Raw genomic sequence first — 17,803 nt, 5'->3', positions numbered from 1 at the left:
GCCAGGCGAAGAGGGTGGGTCAGATCAGAGCCTCCAATCCCTTGCTGGCCACCAGATTCAGGAGCTTCAGCGATGGGCCGTTCGGGTGCTTTTGCCCTTGTTCCCACTTCTGCACGGTGGATGGACTGGTATTGAGATAAGCCGCGAACACTGCCTGGCTGGCACGGCAGCGCAAACGCAGTCGCTTGATCTGCGCAGGAGTGAAATCTTTGACCGGTGGCAGGCACAAGGCGTCAAACTCGCGCATAGTCTGTGCGTCGATCAGGCCATTGTTTGCCAATCCCTGGGCGGTTTCATGAAGGGTTTTCAGCAATCGACTTGCCATGGCGTTATACCTCGATCAATTCGCTTTCGGACTTTGCATGGCGCAGCTGCGTCATATCAAAGCCAAGATAGATGGCTGCCAAGCGTTTCAGGGCTTTCAGTTCCCCAACGCTGATATTGTCGCGCTCGTTCTTGGCAAAGCCATATATAAAGAAGGCCCGATCACGTAGACGGTAGGCCAGTAGCGTGCGCGCACCCCCACGCTTGCCGCGCCCAGACAACGCTACCCGTTTCTTGACCACATGACCCCCTAGGTCAGCATCAATCAAGCCTGCTTCCATTTCGCCAACTGCCATTCTTAACTCGCTGTCGGTCAGGCCCTCCTTTAAAGCCCATTTGGCAAATTGCCGGGTCTTATAGATATGCATGCGCGTCCATGTCGTTTTGAGAAAATTATAGCACTAGGTGCTATACATGGATATCAGGTGGTTTTTCCCTGATCGGCGATCGCGTCGTGCCGAAAAGCATCGTTGTGGAGAAGAGCCAGATCGTGGTGACCTATCTGGGCCGTTCGAGCGATCAGCCCATGAGCACACCGCCTACGGCAACCTTGGTGCGGCGGTTTGGCTTGCAGCAGGGCCATCTGGTGAACTTGCCGTAATCTCATGGCCGTCATTCCGGCGAAGGCCGGAATCCATGCTTCGTACTGGCGATGGATTCCGGCCTTCGCCGGAATGACGTTGAGGCAAGGCTGTTTATTTCCGAGGTGAACAACGCTGCGGAGATCAAAAACGTGGAGATATATTCGGATTTACACTTCAACCTCAATCTACGGCGAGCCCGTCGCAACAATAGCCGCGCCCGACATACCTTCCAATGCCGCCTTGGCAATCGCCTCATCACGCTGTTTCGCCGTTGCCAGCACTGTCACTATGCGCACAGCACCGCTTGCATCCCGCACTAAAAAACTCAACGTACGCCTCGCTCTTGCGGGTTGCTTCACTAATACGTTCGCGTAATGCGACAAACAGTGCGACAAACCCACGCTGTCCACGTCGCAAAACGCCATATTCGCCTGCGCAGGGCACCGTTCGGCGTTCGCTTGCGATGTGAGGCACACGGCGTTGATGCTTTGTACTGTCGCAAGTGGTTGTGCGTGGACTGCCGAAATCGGAGCAGCTAGCGACGAGGGTTGGATGACGGTGGGATAGATGGATCCCCCAATCCGGGAGGCGTCATGCGTTGTTTGAGCCATGGCAAAAGCGGGCAGGGCAAAAACAACCATGGCGGCAAAGCGCGCATTGGTGTGCATGACACCCTCCTTGTCCAGCAGGCGTACGCTTTCGAGATAAGCGCAGGCGTCTATTTGCAGGGACGCTAGTCCAATGGATGAGCTGCTGGCGTATCAGCCATCACAAAATTGAACGCATTGCGCGCATTCGTCACCTAAAGACGCGCAAACATACAAATGGTGTTATGCGATGGCGCCCGTTTCATCACGCCACCTTCATAACGCTCACCGACACGGTGATGTCGCAGCATTGCTGTTGCAGGATCAGGCAAATGCTTTCCCAGGCGACCAAACATATCGGCGACATCTTCGATATGCGCGGCAGTGATGTTCGCTGCTTTGAGGCAATCATGTCGCTCGCACAAGGCTTGCGCTTTCTTGCGGATCACTGTGATGCAGATCACAGCTTTGATGGCTGGCCTGCTATGACAGTATAGTAAGACGAATACGACTCACCCATCGGGATAAGGTCGTGGACTCAAAGGAGTAAATCAGTCTCTGTGGGCCGGGCGCGTGCATGTAATGACAGGTGCTGGCAGTGAGGGAGAACTGACATCCGGTCAATGCATGGTGGCAACAACCCAGATCCTGGCAAAAAAGCAAGCGACAACGGGCAGCGCACGCTGCGGAAGTAACAACAACGCTTTGCGGCGTGGTGCCACGCGCAAGGCCAGGAACAATAAGGTGGGGCGTGCAGGTCGTTATAGCGGATGACCATGAAGTAGTGCGCATCGGTTTGCGCACCATCCTGGAACAGAGTGGTGAGGGTTATAAGGTTGTCGGCGAAGCATCCACCGGCCGTGGCCTGTTGAAGCTGCTGGCTGGTACGCGGTGCGATCTGGTCATCGTCGATTTCCTGATGCCCGAGGAAGACGAAACGTCACTCGCGCTCGACGGTGTCGCGTTGCTGCATGAATTGCGCCGGCTGCATCCGAAGCTGCCGATCGTGGTGCTGACGATGATGCGCAACTCGGCGATCTTCCGCACCATTTATCAGGAAGGTGTGGATGCCGTCGTGGAGAAGGCGCGCGTGGTCGAAGACATGTTGATTGCGCTGCGCACGGTGCGCGCCGGCCGAACTTACGTCAGCAAGCAGGTTGGCGAGCATCTGGATGGCTACGCCGCCCGTAGCCAGGCCGGCAAGGCTGTGCCCGTGCTGTCCATGCGTGAGGCAGAAGTGGTGCGCATGTTTGCACAAGGCCGCAGCATTACAGATATTGCCGCGCTCACGCATCGCAGTGTGAAGACCATCAGCCGGCAGAAGCGTAGTGCCATGGAAAAGTTGGGGCTCAGCAGCGATGGGCAACTGTTCGAGTATGCGCGGACGCATGGCTTGGCGGGTTGACGTGCGTGGTGATATGCGCGCCACGAAATCACGCCGTCATCACGCCATCTTGACGCTGATTGAGATTCCTCTTATTTCGTTCGATCCAATTGCCACCTATGCTTCGAGCAAGCCTTTAATGGCGTAGGCATTCCACCCGGTCCATAAGTGCGTTGCATGGAAGGTTCGCGGTGATGGAGTGCATACAGGGGGCATCGCGTCATGGATAAACGGATGCCATTGATTTAGGGCTACAGGGGTCGCTCTTCATGCTATACGCATACCTTTGCGGTGCAGGGCTCGGTGCTGTCAGGCACGCGGACGCCAAGTACGTGCGACACAAACCTCCAGCAATCATGCGGTGATAAAGCGCGGCGCGCGGCGCCGTGCTTCTTTTTTGCCCAGCGACACGTTTTTGCTTGCGCGTGCCGCGGCCATCGATCTTTGCATTGGGAACGTCGCATGGAATCGCCCGAATCCGCTGTCGAACGCAAACGTTCATTGCCTGGCCTGGCCATCATCCGCCGGCTGCAGGAAACCTGCCGGCTGGAGGCCATCTCGCTGCAGGAGGGCGGGCTGAGTGGTGCCTTCGGCAGCTACCAGCACTGTGGTGCCAGCTTTTGCAGCTTCGTCACCGATTTTGCATTGCACGGTCGCTTTGTGTTGCCGCAAGGCCACTACTTGGCGTGCTATCTGCACGACGTGGCGCCGGAAAGCTGGTGCGCCGGCATGTCGCTGGCACCCGGCACGATGCTGCTGGTGCTCCCCGGCAGCGCATGCGAACTGATGCTGGGGCCGGCGTCGCGCGTGAGCATGGCGCTGGTGCCGTTGCACGGTGGTGCCAAGCGCGCGATCGACGCGCACGCGGATTTCTTCAACCTGCCTGGCCGGCAATTCACCTTGTTCAAGCCGGAATGCCATCGCGGCACACCGCTGCAAGCTTTGTACGGGATGCTGTATCAGGGGTTGGTGGAGGGAAACAGCCAGCAATTGTGGCGTCTTACGGAAAGTGGATCGGTGGATTTCCTGGCCGATGAGCGGGGCATCAGGGCGCTGTCCGACCAAGGTGGATTGCACACACCGTATTGCGCCAACTATCGCGCGTCATACCCTGCCTTCCGCAAGGCCGTGCAGTACATGCGCGAGAACTTGCAACGCGACATCTATATGGACGAAGTCGCCGCTGCGGCGCAGATCAGTGACCGCAGCCTGCGCATGAGCTTCGATGATTTGCTGAGCGTCTCGCCCACCCGCTATCTGACCTTGCTGCGGCTGCATGAGGCGAGTCGCCAGTTGTCCATGCGCAGCACCGAACGGCTGTCGGTGAAATCGGTGGCGATGAGCTGCGGCATCTGGAATCTGTCGCGCTTTGCGGCGAATTACCGGCGGGCGTTTGATGAGCATCCGAGCGATACGCTGATGAGGGCGTGCAGTTTCGCTTCTTGAGCTTCTTTCGTTCTCGTAGCGAGATCTGCAAGGCACCGGAAACAGCTCCCTCCCCTGCGACAGTAGGGGAGGGCTGGGGTGGGGTTGCTTGTGCTTTAGCGCATAGCCAAATTTCGCCAGGATATGCCTCGGGGCAACATTCAAGCAGCTCGCTTCGCTCGCACCCCACCCTAACCCTCCCCTGCAAGCAGGGGAGGGGATGGTCTTTTGCATTAATCGAGATGCGTGCTTGAGCAAGCGGCTTTGCTTTGTTTACGCCGGTGGCATATTGCTGAGATGTCATTTAGCACATCAGGCCACTGTTTGATTTTCTAGATAATGAGTCATGACAGAAAAATTAGTCCCTTTGGATAAATCCCAAAGCAAAGGGACAAAAAGCAGTCATTAGCTGTTTTTATTTTAGGAATCGTCTGGTCTGCGACCGCTAGGTTCGTGGTTATCCTATGCACCACGAAACGGCAGCATGGCGGCGAGGCACGGTAGTGCACTCGCAAGCCCAGTGTCTGCTGATTTTCCGCACTGAATACGAACAAGTCTGCGTCGACGCAACGCGGCGGCGTGGGCTGCTGCGTGCCTTTTGCAGTCATGCGGGAAAAAGAATTTCAAATAACGCAAAGACCAGTCATGAAAAACACAACAACTCATCCTATCGCTGCCACTGCCGCTCATTCCCGCACTTTTTCAAATAATCATGCATGGCCACGACGTAAAGCTGCCAGTGTGGCCGTGCTGACCTACGTGGCGCTGATGGCTTCGCAGGTACACGCCAATTGCACGACCACTAATAACGCCACCACGTGCGATACGACCACGCCGTCGCCGTGGACGAGCACCATCGGCACAGGGGCGAGTACGGCTTCCGGCGCTTCCGTCACGTTGCAATCCAATGCCCAGCTTGTGGTGGCTGATGCGTCGGCTATTGCGCTGGGGAACAACTCGACCATCCTGCTGCAGTCGGGTGCGCTGGTGCAGAACAGCGCCGTGAGCAGCAAAGGTACCTATGGCACCGGCGGCAACACCATCGATTTCGGTAGCAACACCACACTGACAGTAGAACAGGGTGCCACCGTGCTCGCATCTGGCACGGAAACCGATGCCGAAGCGGTGAACCCGGAAGGTACGGGCAATACCATCGTCAACAACGGCACCATCAAGGCCGTCCACGCTGCAGCGATCTGGTTTCAGGCCATGTCCGGCTCCAACGCCGTGATCAACAGTGCGACTGGCGTCATCGAGACCGACGTGGCTAATGGCGATGTGCTTGGCGCTTCAGGCAGCGCCTCGGTGGATTTCACCAACCAGGGCCAGGTGATCGGCAATCTGGCGTTCGCAGGCGGCAATGACACCCTGCATTTCTACACCGGCTCCTCGGTGACCGGCAGCATCGATGGCGGCGGTGGCAGCAACCTGATCACTTTGAACGGCACCGGCAGCAGCACGCTCGGTACCATCAGCCGTTTCCAGACGTTGCAAAAACAGGACAGCGGCACCTGGACCCTGGCCAACGCGCTCACCAGCATCGGTGTAACCAGCGCCGAAGTGCAGCAAGGCACGCTGATCCTCAATGGCGACAACTCGAAGTACACCGGCACCATGCTGGTGGATGCGCAAGGCACGCTGCAGTCGAGTTCGCAGAGCATGCCGTTGGCGGTGACGGACAACGGCCTGGTGCGTTTCCAGCAGGATAGCGACGGCACCTACACCGGCTTGATCAGCGGCACCGGCGCGGTGGAAAAGAGCGGCACGGCCACGCTGACGCTTGCGCCGAGCGCCGCGGGCGGCAATACATACAGCGGCGGTACCGTGCTCACGCAAGGCGTGTTATCCACGTCAGCGGACAACGCCTTGGGCGATACCAGCGGCGGCATCACCTTCAACGGCGGCACGCTGCAATTCGGCAGCAGTTTCAACCTTGCCAGCACGCGCGCCATCAGCGTGAACAATGGCGGCGGTACCATCGATACACAGGGCTTCCAGTCGACCATCACACAGGACATCAGCGGCACCGGCGCATTGGCCAAGGCTGGTTCCGGCGTGCTGGTGGTGGACGGCAATGGCAGCTACAGCGGCGGTACCGACGTCACGACCGGCACGTTCGTGGTCGGCGACGACAGTCACGCCAGCGCGGCGTTGAGCGGTGGCGGCGCGACGACGGTGGCATCGGGCGCGACACTGGGCGGCTACGGCAGCGTAAGCGGCGCCGTCACCAACAACGGCACCATCGCCGTGGCCGATGCGTTGTCGGCATTGGGCAGCAGCACCAAGGGCAGCTTCACCATCAACGGCACCTTGAACAACAACGGCGTGGTGCAGGTGGGTGGCACCGGTACCGGCAACAAGCTCGTCACCAACAGCTATGTGGGCGGTACGGGCAGCGTCGTTGCGCTCAACACGTATCTGGATGGTGACGGTTCGGCATCGGACAGGCTGGTGATCAACGGTGGCACGGCCACCGGCAGCACGACGCTGCAGATTACCAACGCGGGTGGTCCTGGTGCGCTGACCACGGCGAACGGTATCGAAGTGGTGGAAGCCATCAACGGCGGCACGACGTCCGCCAATGCCTTCAGCCTGGCCGGTTCGGTGGCAGCGGGTCCGTATGAGTATTCGCTGTTCCGCGGCAGCACCGATGGCAGCAGTGCCGACAGCTGGTATCTGCGTTCGCAGCTCGATTGCTCGTTGGTGCCAGGTGCTGCGGCGTGTGCGACGCCGGCACCGGCACCGGCTCCCACTCCGGCACCGACACCAGCACCAGCACCAGCACCAGCACCAGCACCAGCACCAGCACCAGCACCAACACCAACACCAACACCAACACCAACACCAACACCAACACCAACACCAACACCAACACCAACACCAACACCAACACCAACACCAACACCAACACCAACACCGACTCCGACTCCGACTCCATCACCATCACCATCATCTTCCAACACGACAACGACGACGCCCGCGCAGAAAACCGTTCCTCTCTATCGCCAGGAAGTGTCGCTTTACACCGCCATACCCTCGATGGCGCTGTCGTATGGCCAGAGCCTGATGGACAGCTTGCAAGAGCGCGTCGGCGATGATGTGTTGCAGGCGAGCAATGCGAGCAGCAACAGCAGCTGGGCGCGCGTCATTGCACAACACGATTCGCGTCATGGCGGATCGCTCGGCATCTACGGCGACAAGGGGCCGAGCTACAACGACGACATGTTCGCCGTGCAGGCCGGTGTCGATCTGTATCGTGGCCAGCACGACAACGGCAGCGACATCGCCGGTGTCTACATCGCCCTGGGTCAGATTGCCGGCGACGTGAAGCACTTCGATGGCATCACCGCGGGTCACGATCAACTGCAGAACTACACGCTCGGCGGCTACTGGACGCATATCGGTCCATCCGGCTGGTACACCGACACGGTGGTGCAGGGTACGGGCTACAACATCAAGGCCAGCTCTACGCGTATGGCGCCGCTGAAGACCGAAGGCCGTGGTGTCGCCGCATCGCTCGAAGGCGGCTATCCGATACCGCTGCGCAACGGCTGGGTCTTCGTGCCGCAGGCGCAGCTGGTGTATCAAGCCACGTCTTTCAACGATGCATACGATGCGGCATCCAGCGTGTATTTCGACAACGCCAACTCGCTGGCCGGCCGTTTCGGCACCGAGGCGAAGAAGAACTGGACACTCGGCAACGACACGCAACCCAGGCTGATGAGCACCTGGCTGCGCGTGGACGTGTGGCACGAGTTCATGGCCAACCCGGGTGTGGCGTTTTCCACGCCCGCTGCGCCGGTGAGCTTCCATTCCAATCTGGAAGGCTCGTGGGTTGGTCTTCGTGCCGGCCTCAGCACGCAGCTGACGCGGAGCGTGTTTGTCTACGCCAACGTCGGCTATGACATTGGCATCGACAATCATGGCGACGGTTACGGTGGCAAGGCCGGCATTCGTATCAATTGGTAAGCAGCTTGCTAAGCCTGTATCTCGACACTCGTCGTGATGCACTCCCTCCCCTGCGGCAGTAGGGGAGGGCTGGGGTGGGGTTGCTTGTGCTTTAGCGTGGAGCCCACGAAACGTCATCCGCAAGTTGCCATGAAAGGTGCAATGCCTGCATGGCAATGCTGGGGTTCGCACCCCAGCCTACGCAGCTTTCCCCAAATCCCTCCGCCCATTTCCGAATTCATACGACAATTGCCGAATTTGGCTATATCCCTTGCCGAATTTGTGCATCCGTTTCCGCTCCCATCCGCTTCAATCACCCAACAGTCATCTGCATGACGCATGGCGGCTGTGACAGGGGCACGAAGCCGGGGGCAATCATGAATCACAGCTGCGACACCGCGGGCACAAACGGTTTGCACATCGCGTGCGCGCATCCATCAGGTAGGGCGCATCGGCACGGCTGTGCCGTTAGCTATCCCTATCACCCGCCCGAACACCACTTGCCGAACGTTCAGTGCCCGCGCATCGCCGCGCTCGACACGTACTGAACCCGTTGAAAAGTTTTCCCGCATGCCAGGACGGCATGTGTTCGCGAAACGACGCGGACGGCCGGCGATTGACTCCACCCCCCGAGACGACGCCTCAGGATCCATTGCCTGTCGGGAAATTCCATGCGTTGCGCGCTTGAGTTCGCTGCATCGATCGATGACTTGATTTTTTCCGTCCGTGGAATCGGATTTGGGAGACAGCTATGAACAGGATCTATAGCAAGGTCTGGAATGCTTCGTTGAAGCAGCTTGTGGTGGCGTCGGAGTTCGCGACCTGTCGCCACGGGAGTGTCATCGACCAGCGCAGTGACAGCAACGCCGCATCATTACAGGCACTCGCGCCGCGCATGCTCAGCGTGCTGCTGCTATTGGGCTTGAGTACATGGGGTGGGCGAGTGGAAGCGCAGACGAACTGCTCGCCTTCGCCCTTCAACGCCTACAACGGCACCTCGTCGTGTATGGGTTTTAACGCGCAGGCAGCGGACCAGGCCACGGCGCTGGGTGCGAGCGCGACCGCATCGGCAGTGCAATCTGTGGCGGTCGGTTACGATGCCACTGCGTCGTCAAACTACGCAATAGCTATCGGCTATCAAGCGGTTGCTTCAGGTGCTCAAGGTGGGGCAGTGGCGTTGGGCCAGGGCGCTCTCTCAAGCAACATCAATACGGTCGCGATTGGCGTTGACGCCCATGCCACCGGAGCCGGCGATAGCGCTTTGGGTACCTTCGCTCACGCTACGGGAGGAAACTCGACGGCAGTCGGTGTTAGCTCAAACGCCATCGGCAATCAGGCGTTCGCCGGGGGCTGGTCGTCTGTTGCCAGCGGCAGTAGCGCCGTCGCTATAGGTGTAAGTAGCAATGCTTCGGCTGCGAATGCTGTTGCCGTCGGGCCTACCTCCAACGCCACAGCAAACTACGCGCTAGCCCTCGGCAATCAGGTCACGGCAAGCGGTGTGGGCTCGGTTGCAGCCGGATCGGGTGCTGTTAGTTCGGGTACTTCTTCTGTAGCGTTGGGCAACAACGCCTTTGCCAGCGGCAACAGCGCCATCGCGTTGGGTTTAGGGGCTCAGTCCATCGAAGGGGGGACAACGGCGAGCACCATTGCCATTGGCGAGAACGCCATCGCTAACAGCGCATCCGGCATCAGTATTGCCATAGGCCAGGGTTCTAAGGCCGTCGCTTCGGGTACGGGTGGCGGCTCGCCGATCGCAATCGGCGCAAACGCCAGTGCAAGCGGAACGTCCGGCATCGTAGCCCCAAATGGCACCACCACAACCTTCGAGGCTGTTGCGGTAGGCAATGGTGCGAACGCTCCGGGTTATGGGGGAACGGCGCTTGGAGATTCCGCCAATGCCGCGGCAACATGGACTACTGCCGTCGGCTTTATTGCCAATGCATCGGGGGCAGAATCCACGGCTTTTGGCGCGTTTTCGAATGCGAGCGGTACCTATTCCACGGCACTGGGTTTGGGCGGCAACGGGACCACAGGAGCGGTCACTGCCTCCGGTGCTGGTTCGCTAGCCATCGGCGGCAACGCAACGGCGGGCGCTGTGGCATCGGGCGCCAACGCCATTGCCATCGGCGGCCAATCGGTTGCGAGCAGTGCCGATGCATTGGCCATTGGTCTTTCGTCGAACGCGGCCGCACAAAACGCGATCGCCGTCGGCAATGGCTCGCGTGCACTTGCTGCCTCCACGACGGCCATCGGCGATACGAATACCGTTGCTGCAGCGGCGGGTGTGGGCTCGTTTGCAGGCGGTTACAAGTCGCAAGTGCTTGGCGGCACCGGCGCGGTGGCGATCGGCCAGCAGCAGATCGCGAGCGGCAACGGCGCTGTAGCGATCGGTGATCCGAATTCCGCCACCGGTAATGGTGCTGTAGCAACCGGTGCGAACGACACGGCCAACGGCAACGGTGCCGTAGCTATCGGCAACACTAACAATGCGACCGGGCAAGGCGCGGTGGCGCTGGGCAATTCGTCCAACGCAACGGCTGCCAGCGCACTCGCGTTCGGCGATACGGCTACCGCCAGCCAGGCGAATTCGATTGCACTAGGCGCAGGCGCCACGGCGGGTACGCAGGCGGGTGATGTGGCGTTGGGGGCGGGCTCCGCGACGTCCACGGTGGTGAACACGCCAAGTGTCACGCTCGGCGGCACCACGTACACCTTCGCCGGCACCAATGCCACCAGCACGGTGAGCGTGGGCTCGGGCACGGCGCCGCGCACGATTACGAATGTTGCAGCGGGCCGCATCAGTTCCAGCAGCACGGATGCGATCAACGGTTCGGAACTGTATGCGACGAATCAGGCGCTGTCGTCCATGATCACCGGCGCGACGCTGCATTACTTCAGCGTCAACGATGGCAGTACTACACAGGGCAACTACACCAACAACGGTGCGACGGGAACCAATGCCGTAGCGATTGGTCCGGCGGCGAGCGCGGGAGGCAACAGCATTGCCATGGGGTGGAATGCGGCAGCCTCCGGCGTGTCGGGCGGTGCGGTGGCGATCGGTTACAACGCTAACGCGGTAGGGGGAACTACAGCGTCTTACATGACCGCGATTGGCGAAAACTCCGCTGCAACTGGCAGCTGGGCGGTGGCCTTGGGGTGGGGATCCAACGCCTCAGGCCAGGCGTCTACGGCCCTCGGCTCAAGCACCGTTGCCAATGCCAATTTTGCCTATGCGGCCGGTTTCCAGACCAGCGCGACAGGCACGGGGGCCATGGCATTGGCTATCCATGCCACAGCTTCGGGGCAGAACTCTATTGCGGAAGGCAATGCTGCGAATGCTGCTGCTACGAACAGCATTGCCATTGGTACAAGCGCCGTTTCAACCGGGCCGCTAGGAGGTTCGACCGCCATAGGCGCCAATGCCAATGCTACGGGTTCCTTTACGACTGCCACTGGCACGAATGCAATTGCCAGTGGCGACTGGGCGACCGCTTATGGCTACAACTCCAACGCAGCAGTCACCACGGCCACTGCGCTGGGCAGCGGCGCCACGTCCAATGCGACCTTTGCATTGGCAACGGGTTATCAGGCAACGGCATCAGGGGTGGCTGCCACAGCCATCGGTCTGCATGCGCTTGCTTCAGGATCGAATGCCGTAGCAGAAGGTAATGCTGCCAATGCGACGGCCGCGAACGCTACGGCCATTGGCAATGGCTCGCAGGCGCTGGCGTCGTCGACGGTCGCTGTTGGCGATACCAACACGGTTACAGCCGCAGCGGGGACAGGTTCCTTCGCAGGCGGTTATCAATCCAAAGTGCTCGGCGGCACCGGCGCGGTGGCGATCGGTCAACAGCAGACGGCCAACGGCAATGGTGCGGTGGCGATTGGCGATCCCAATACCGCCACCGGCAATGGCGCGGTCGCTGAAGGTATGAACAACGTTGCAAATGGCAACGGTGCGGTGGCAATCGGCAATACCAACAACGCGACCGGGCAAGGTGCAGTGGCGCTGGGCATCAGTTCCACCGCCACCGCTGCCAGCGCGCTGGCGTTTGGCGATACGGCGGCGGCGAGCCAGACCAACGCCATTGCATTGGGTGCCGGCGCCACCGCCGGTGCGCAAGCCGGCGATGTGGCACTGGGTTCTGGCTCCACAACGTCGACCGTGGTGAACACGACTAGTGCAACCGTGGGCACGACGACGTATTCCGGCTTTGCGGGTACGAATGCGCAGAGCACGGTTAGCGTGGGTGCGGTGGGTAGTCCACGCACTATTACCAATGTGGCGGCGGGCCGGATCAGTTCGGGCAGCACGGATGCGATCAATGGCTCAGAACTGTATAGCGTGGCGAACACGCTGCAGTCGAACATCACGGCAGGGCAGACGCACGATTACAGCGTCAACAGCACGTCCAGCGGTACGGATACCAACTACAACAATGCCGGCGCCACGGGTAGCAATGCATTGGCCGCGGGCGTAAGTGCTTCGGCTGCTGGCGCGAGTGCAACGGCCGTCGGCAACAATGCCAACGCCGGCAGCGCGAACAGCGTGGCGCTCGGCAATGGCAGCAAGTCCAGCATCGGCTCGGCGGTGGCGATCGGCAATGGTGCAACGGCCGGCTCGAACGCGGGCGACGTCGCGCTGGGTTCCGGCTCCACCACGGCTGCCGTGGTGAACACACCCAGCACCACCATCAACAACAGCACCTACACCTTTGCCGGCACCAATGCGACCAGCACGGTCAGCGTGGGTGCGGCGAACAGCCCGCGTACGATCACCAATGTTGCGGCGGGCGAGATCAACGCCAGCAGCACGGATGCGATCAACGGTTCGCAATTGTTTGCCACCAACAGTGCCGTCACCACCGTGGGCGGGCAGGTGACAAACCTGGGCAATGTCGTAACGAACCTTGGTAATACCGTGGCTTCGTCGCTCGGCGGCAGCAGTGCGTACAACAGCAGCACCGGCGCCGTCACCACCAACCTGAGCTATGGCGGCAACACGTACAACTCCGTGCAGAACGTGCTGGACCAGATCAACAACGCCACCGACGGCGGCGGCATCAAGTATTTCCACGCCAATTCCACCCTGGCCGATTCGCAGCCCACCGGCACCAACAGCGTGGCAATCGGGCCAGTATCGGATGCGACCACGGCCAATGCGGTATCGATCGGCAATGGCGCGACGGCCGGAGCGAATGCGGGTGACGTGGCATTGGGTGCGGGGTCTGTCACGTCGACCGTCGTAAATACGCCAAGCGCGACGATTGCCGGTACCACCTACACCTTTGCCGGCACCAATGCGACGAGCACGGTAAGCATCGGCAGCAGTACATCGCCACGCACGCTGACGAATGTGGCAGCCGGGCAGCTCAGTTCCGGCAGCACGGACGCGATCAACGGTTCGCAGCTGTACGCAACGAACCAGGCCGTCGACAGCATCAACAACACGCTGACCACGGTGAATGGCGAGCTGACGCATTACTACAGCGTCAACGATGGCGGTACGCAGAAGACCAACTACACCAACAACGGCGCCACCGGCACGGATTCGCTTGCGGCTGGCGTCAAGGCGTCGGCGACGCAAACCAATGCGACGGCGATTGGCTATAACTCGCAGGCGCTCGCGGCGTCCACCATGGCGATCGGCGACAGCAACACGGTGGCGGCTGCATCGGGCACGGGTTCCATTGCCGGCGGTTATCAATCGCAGGTATTGGGCGGTACCGGTGCGGTGGCGCTGGGTAACCAGCAGACCGTGAATGGCGACGGCGCGGTGGCGATAGGTGATCCGAACTCGGTCAGCGGCACGGGTGCGGTTGGCGTGGGCGCCAACAACACCGTCAATGGTCAAGGCGCGGTCGCGCTGGGTGATGGCAACACGGCGACGGGGCAGGGGGCGGTGGCATTGGGCAATGCCTCGACCGCCTCGGCGGCAAGCGCACTCGCTTTTGGCGATGCGGCAAGCGCCAGCCAGGCGCAGTCGATCGCGTTGGGTGCGGGTGCCAGCGCTGGTGCGCAAGCGGGTGATGTAGCGCTTGGTTCTGGTTCGGTCACCACGACGGTGGTGAATACACCAAGTGCCGTGATCGCCGGCACGACTTACAACTTCGCTGGTACCAATGCGACGAGCACGGTGAGCGTTGGCTCGGGGACGGCGCCGCGCACGGTGACGAATGTGGCGGCAGGCCAGATCAGCGGCAGCAGCACGGATGCGATCAACGGCTCGCAGCTGTATGCGACGAACCAGGCGGTGGATGCGCTCAACACCACGGTCAACAACGGGCTGACGCATTACTACAGTACCAACGATGGCGGTACGCAGCAGGCCAATTACAACAACAACGGTGCGACGGGTGCGAACTCGCTGGCAGCGGGTGTGGCGGCATCGGCTGCAGCAACCAATGCAACGGCGATTGGCGAAAACTCGCAGGTAGCGGCCGGCATCACCGACGGCGTGGCGCTGGGTTCGCAATCGGTCTCTGATCGCGCGATTACGCCGGCCAGCGGCACCATCGGTGGCACCATCATTAACTACAACACCACCGATCGCACACTGCTCGGCGCGGTCTCGGTGGGAAGTTCCACCACCTATCGCCAGATCACCAACGTGGCGGATGGTACGCAATCAAACGATGCGGTGACGGTGCGTCAGCTGACCGGCGCGTTGACGTCATTTGCGACCACCACCACCAAGTACTTCCACGCCAATTCCACCGCGCCCGATTCCTTGGCGGTGGGTACCGATTCGATTGCGGTTGGCCCGAACACGGTAGGCAACGGTGATAACGGCGTGGCGATGGGCAATGGTGCGCTGGTGCAGCAAAACGCACCGGGCGGTGTCGCGATCGGCCAGAACGCGACCACAAATCTGCAAGACTCCATCGCGCTGGGTACCAACTCCACCGCAAGCGGTATCCAGGCCGTATCGATCGGCGCCGGTTCTTCCACGGTCAATCCCACCGACGTGGCCTTGGGTGCGGGCGCATCGGCCGGTGCGCAAGCGGGTGACGTGGCGCTGGGTGCGAATTCGGTTACCTCTATGGTGGTAAACACGCCGAGCGCGACGATCGCCGGTACGACCTACACGTTTGCCGGCACCAATGCGACAAGCACGGTAAGTATCGGCAGCAGTACTTCGCCACGCACGTTGACCAATGTGGCAGCGGGACAAATCGGCCCGGGCAGTACGGATGCGATCAACGGCTCGCAGCTCAATGCCACCAACCAGGCGGTTACCTCGCTCAGCACGGCGACCACCGTCCTAGGTAACACCGTCACCAATCTCGGCGACACCGTCGCCTCGTCGCTGGGCGGCAATACCACCTACGACTCGACCACCGGCGCCATCACCACCAACCTGAGTTACGGCGGCAACACCTATAACTCGGTGCAAAGCGTGCTGAACCAGATCGGTGGTGCGGTGGATGGCGCTGGTATCAAGTACTTCCACGCTAACTCGTCGTTGGCCGATTCGCAGCCCATCGGTACCAATAGCGTCGCGATCGGTCCGGTATCCACCGCGAGCACGACCAATGCGGTGTCGATCGGTAACGGCGCCACCGCGGGTGCCAATGCGGGCGATGTGGCGTTGGGTGCGGGTTCGACAACGTCGACGGTGCAAGGCACCAGCAGCGTGACGGTCGGCGGCAACACGTATGCGGTAGCCGGCACCAATCCCACCAGCACCGTGAGTGTGGGCAGTGCAGGCAACGAACGCACCATCACCAACGTGGCGGCGGGGCAGGTGAATGCCACCAGCACGGATGCGATCAACGGTTCGGAGCTGTATGCAACGAACCAGCAGGTAAATGCCAACACCTCCGCCATCGCCAACCTCAACACCACCGTCAGCAACATCAACAACGGCGGCAGCAAGTATTTCTCGGCGAACTCCAGCGGCACCGCGGCGTCGGCCACCGGCAACAATTCCGTGGCGGAAGGCCCCTCGTCGACCGCCTCGGGTACGGATAGCACGGCGATTGGCGATGGCTCCTCATCGAGTGGCAACAACTCGGTGGCACTGGGTGCGGGTTCCACCGACGATGGCCGATCGAATGTGGTGTCGGTGGGTTCGTCCACCGATCAACGCCAGATTACCAACGTAGCGGCTGGTACGGCGACGACCGACGCGGTGAACGTCGGCCAGTTGCAGACGGCCGAAGCCGGTTCCGTGCAGTACGACAAGAACAGCGACGGCACGGTGAACTACAGCAGCATCACCGTGGGGCAGGCGGGTACGCCGGCGCAGATCCACAACGTGCAGGCTGGTACGGCAGCTACGGATGCGGCGAACGTCGGCCAGGTGAATGCGGGTATTCAGACGGCCGAGAACTGGGCGCAGAACTACACAGACCAGAAATTCTCGCAGCTCAATCAAAGCCTGAACGCGATATCCAATCGCGCGAATGCCGGTGTCGCCGCAGGCATTGCCATGTCCAGCCTGGGCCAGGCGTATCAGCCCAACCTGAGCAGCTTCGGCGTGGGCTTTGGCAGCTATCACGGCGAAGCGGGCATGGCGGTGGGTTTGTCCACCATCACCGAAAGCGGGCGCTACATCTTCAAGCTGGCGGCTTCATCCAACACGCGCGGCGATGTGGGTGTGGGTGGCAGCGTCAACGTGGTCTGGTGAGGACAGGGAGACGATGAATATGAAAACGTCAAAGCAGATCTCGGTAATGGCAGTGGCTTTGTTGGCGCTGGGCTTGAGCGCTTGCGGCAATGTCAGCCGCAACGTCGCCGAGGATGGTTCGAATGCGCAGGAATTAGTTTGGCCAAAGCCGGACGACGTGACGCCCATGCATCGCGGCGGGACGTTCCCCGAAATCGACCATTTGCGCGAGCTGCATGCCGGCCTCAACAAGCAGCAGATCTCGCAGCTGATCGGCTGGCCGCATTTTGAAGAAGGCATTTGGGGCGTGCGCGAGTGGAACTACGTGTTCAACTTCCGCGATGCAGGTTCCGGTCAGGTGACGGTATGCCAGTTCAAGATTCTGTTCGACCACGACAAGCTGGCACGTGGTTTCTACTGGAAGCCGGAAGACTGCGCGCGTTACATGAATCCGCCACCGCCTGCGCCGGTTGCCAAGGCGGAACCGCAGGAGACCACGCTGTCGACGGACGCACTGTTTGCGTTCGATCGCTATTCGCTCAAGGACATCACCGATGGCGGGCGTGCGCAGCTCGACGCACTGGCAGCGCGCTTGCTGGATGAAAAGGATCGCATCGCGCATATCAGCGTGGTGGGCTACACCGATCGCCTCGGTAGCGATGACTACAACCAGGTGTTGTCGCAGCGTCGCGCGGATACGGTGGCGCAATATCTCGTCGCCAAAGGCGTGCCGCAGGATGTGATTGGTGCAGAAGGGCGAGGGAAGGCCGAGCCAGTGGTGCAGTGCGCGGATCAGGCGCGTAGCAAGCTGATCGCCTGCCTTGCGCCGAATCGGCGTGTGGTGGTGCGGGTGGATACGCACGATCGAGGTTGAAGATTTTGCCCTTCTCCCCTTTGGGAGAGGGTTGAGACAAAGGGGAATAGCGCGCGATGTCTGTTT

At 60.7% G+C, this 17,803-nt stretch carries 10 protein-coding genes; 7 read left to right on the top strand and 3 right to left on the bottom strand.

The features are described from left to right. Positions 1–19: 19 nt before the first annotated feature. Together IEX75_RS17420 and IEX75_RS17415 are read right to left on the bottom strand one after the other, a co-directional pair. Positions 20–325, bottom strand: coding sequence for a helix-turn-helix domain-containing protein (locus tag IEX75_RS17420; RefSeq protein WP_188796111.1), 306 nt, complete (start codon positions 323–325; stop codon positions 20–22). 4 nt (positions 326–329) lie between these two features. Continuing rightward, positions 330–692 (bottom strand): type II toxin-antitoxin system RelE/ParE family toxin, encoded by a 363-nt coding sequence (locus tag IEX75_RS17415; protein WP_188796109.1) that lies wholly within the window; start codon positions 690–692, stop codon positions 330–332. Positions 693–778: 86 nt separating this feature from the next. On the opposite strand from IEX75_RS17415, the gene IEX75_RS17410 reads away from it, so the two are divergent. Continuing rightward, positions 779–925, top strand: a complete 147-nt coding sequence (locus tag IEX75_RS17410; protein WP_188796108.1) for a hypothetical protein — start codon at positions 779–781, stop codon at positions 923–925. 168 nt (positions 926–1,093) lie between these two features. On the opposite strand, the gene IEX75_RS17405 is transcribed toward IEX75_RS17410, so the two are convergent. Further along, positions 1,094–1,576 (bottom strand): hypothetical protein, encoded by a 483-nt coding sequence (locus tag IEX75_RS17405; protein WP_188796106.1) that lies wholly within the window; start codon positions 1,574–1,576, stop codon positions 1,094–1,096. Positions 1,577–1,653: 77 nt separating this feature from the next. On the opposite strand from IEX75_RS17405, the gene IEX75_RS24225 reads away from it, so the two are divergent. From IEX75_RS24225 to IEX75_RS17375, 6 genes are all read left to right on the top strand, one after another. Continuing rightward, positions 1,654–1,992 carry a hypothetical protein gene (locus tag IEX75_RS24225; protein WP_229720926.1) on the top strand — a complete coding sequence of 113 codons (339 nt, stop codon included), beginning with the start codon at positions 1,654–1,656 and terminating at the stop codon, positions 1,990–1,992. A gap of 254 nt (positions 1,993–2,246) precedes the next feature. Next, positions 2,247–2,900, top strand: a complete 654-nt coding sequence (locus tag IEX75_RS17395; protein ID WP_188796102.1) for a response regulator — start codon at positions 2,247–2,249, stop codon at positions 2,898–2,900. Between the two features lie 441 nt (positions 2,901–3,341). Continuing rightward, entirely contained in the window at positions 3,342–4,325 is a 984-nt protein-coding gene (locus IEX75_RS17390) for an AraC family transcriptional regulator (RefSeq protein ID WP_188796100.1), read from the top strand. A gap of 720 nt (positions 4,326–5,045) precedes the next feature. Further along, positions 5,046–8,273 (top strand): autotransporter family protein, encoded by a 3,228-nt coding sequence (locus IEX75_RS17385; protein WP_188796098.1) that lies wholly within the window; start codon positions 5,046–5,048, stop codon positions 8,271–8,273. Positions 8,274–9,003: 730 nt separating this feature from the next. Next, the gene (locus IEX75_RS17380; RefSeq protein WP_188796096.1) at positions 9,004–16,884 is read left to right on the top strand and encodes an ESPR-type extended signal peptide-containing protein; all 7,881 of its coding nucleotides are present in this window, start codon (positions 9,004–9,006) and stop codon (positions 16,882–16,884) included. Positions 16,885–16,903: 19 nt separating this feature from the next. Next, positions 16,904–17,737 carry an OmpA family protein gene (locus IEX75_RS17375; RefSeq protein ID WP_188796094.1) on the top strand — a complete coding sequence of 278 codons (834 nt, stop codon included), beginning with the start codon at positions 16,904–16,906 and terminating at the stop codon, positions 17,735–17,737. Positions 17,738–17,803 lie beyond the last annotated feature (66 nt).

It is taken from the genome of Dyella nitratireducens, assembly GCF_014642835.1.
Classification (GTDB): domain Bacteria; phylum Pseudomonadota; class Gammaproteobacteria; order Xanthomonadales; family Rhodanobacteraceae; genus Dyella_B; species Dyella_B nitratireducens.
The sequence above is the reverse complement of the archived record's forward strand: the minus strand, read 5'-3'. Positions and strand labels throughout refer to the sequence as shown.

Bases quoted from the DNA above. Each gene is read 5' to 3' on its own strand.
- IEX75_RS17420 (WP_188796111.1), bottom strand. From the start codon at position 325: ATGGCAAGTCGATTGCTGAAAACCCTTCATGAAACCGCCCAGGGATTG.
- IEX75_RS17415 (WP_188796109.1), bottom strand. From the start codon at position 692: ATGCATATCTATAAGACCCGGCAATTTGCCAAATGGGCTTTAAAGGAG.
- IEX75_RS17405 (WP_188796106.1), bottom strand. From the start codon at position 1,576: ATGCACACCAATGCGCGCTTTGCCGCCATGGTTGTTTTTGCCCTGCCC.
- IEX75_RS24225 (WP_229720926.1), top strand. From the start codon at position 1,654: ATGAGCTGCTGGCGTATCAGCCATCACAAAATTGAACGCATTGCGCGC.
- IEX75_RS17390 (WP_188796100.1), top strand. From the start codon at position 3,342: ATGGAATCGCCCGAATCCGCTGTCGAACGCAAACGTTCATTGCCTGGC.
- IEX75_RS17380 (WP_188796096.1), top strand. From the start codon at position 9,004: ATGAACAGGATCTATAGCAAGGTCTGGAATGCTTCGTTGAAGCAGCTT.
- IEX75_RS17375 (WP_188796094.1), top strand. From the start codon at position 16,904: ATGAAAACGTCAAAGCAGATCTCGGTAATGGCAGTGGCTTTGTTGGCG.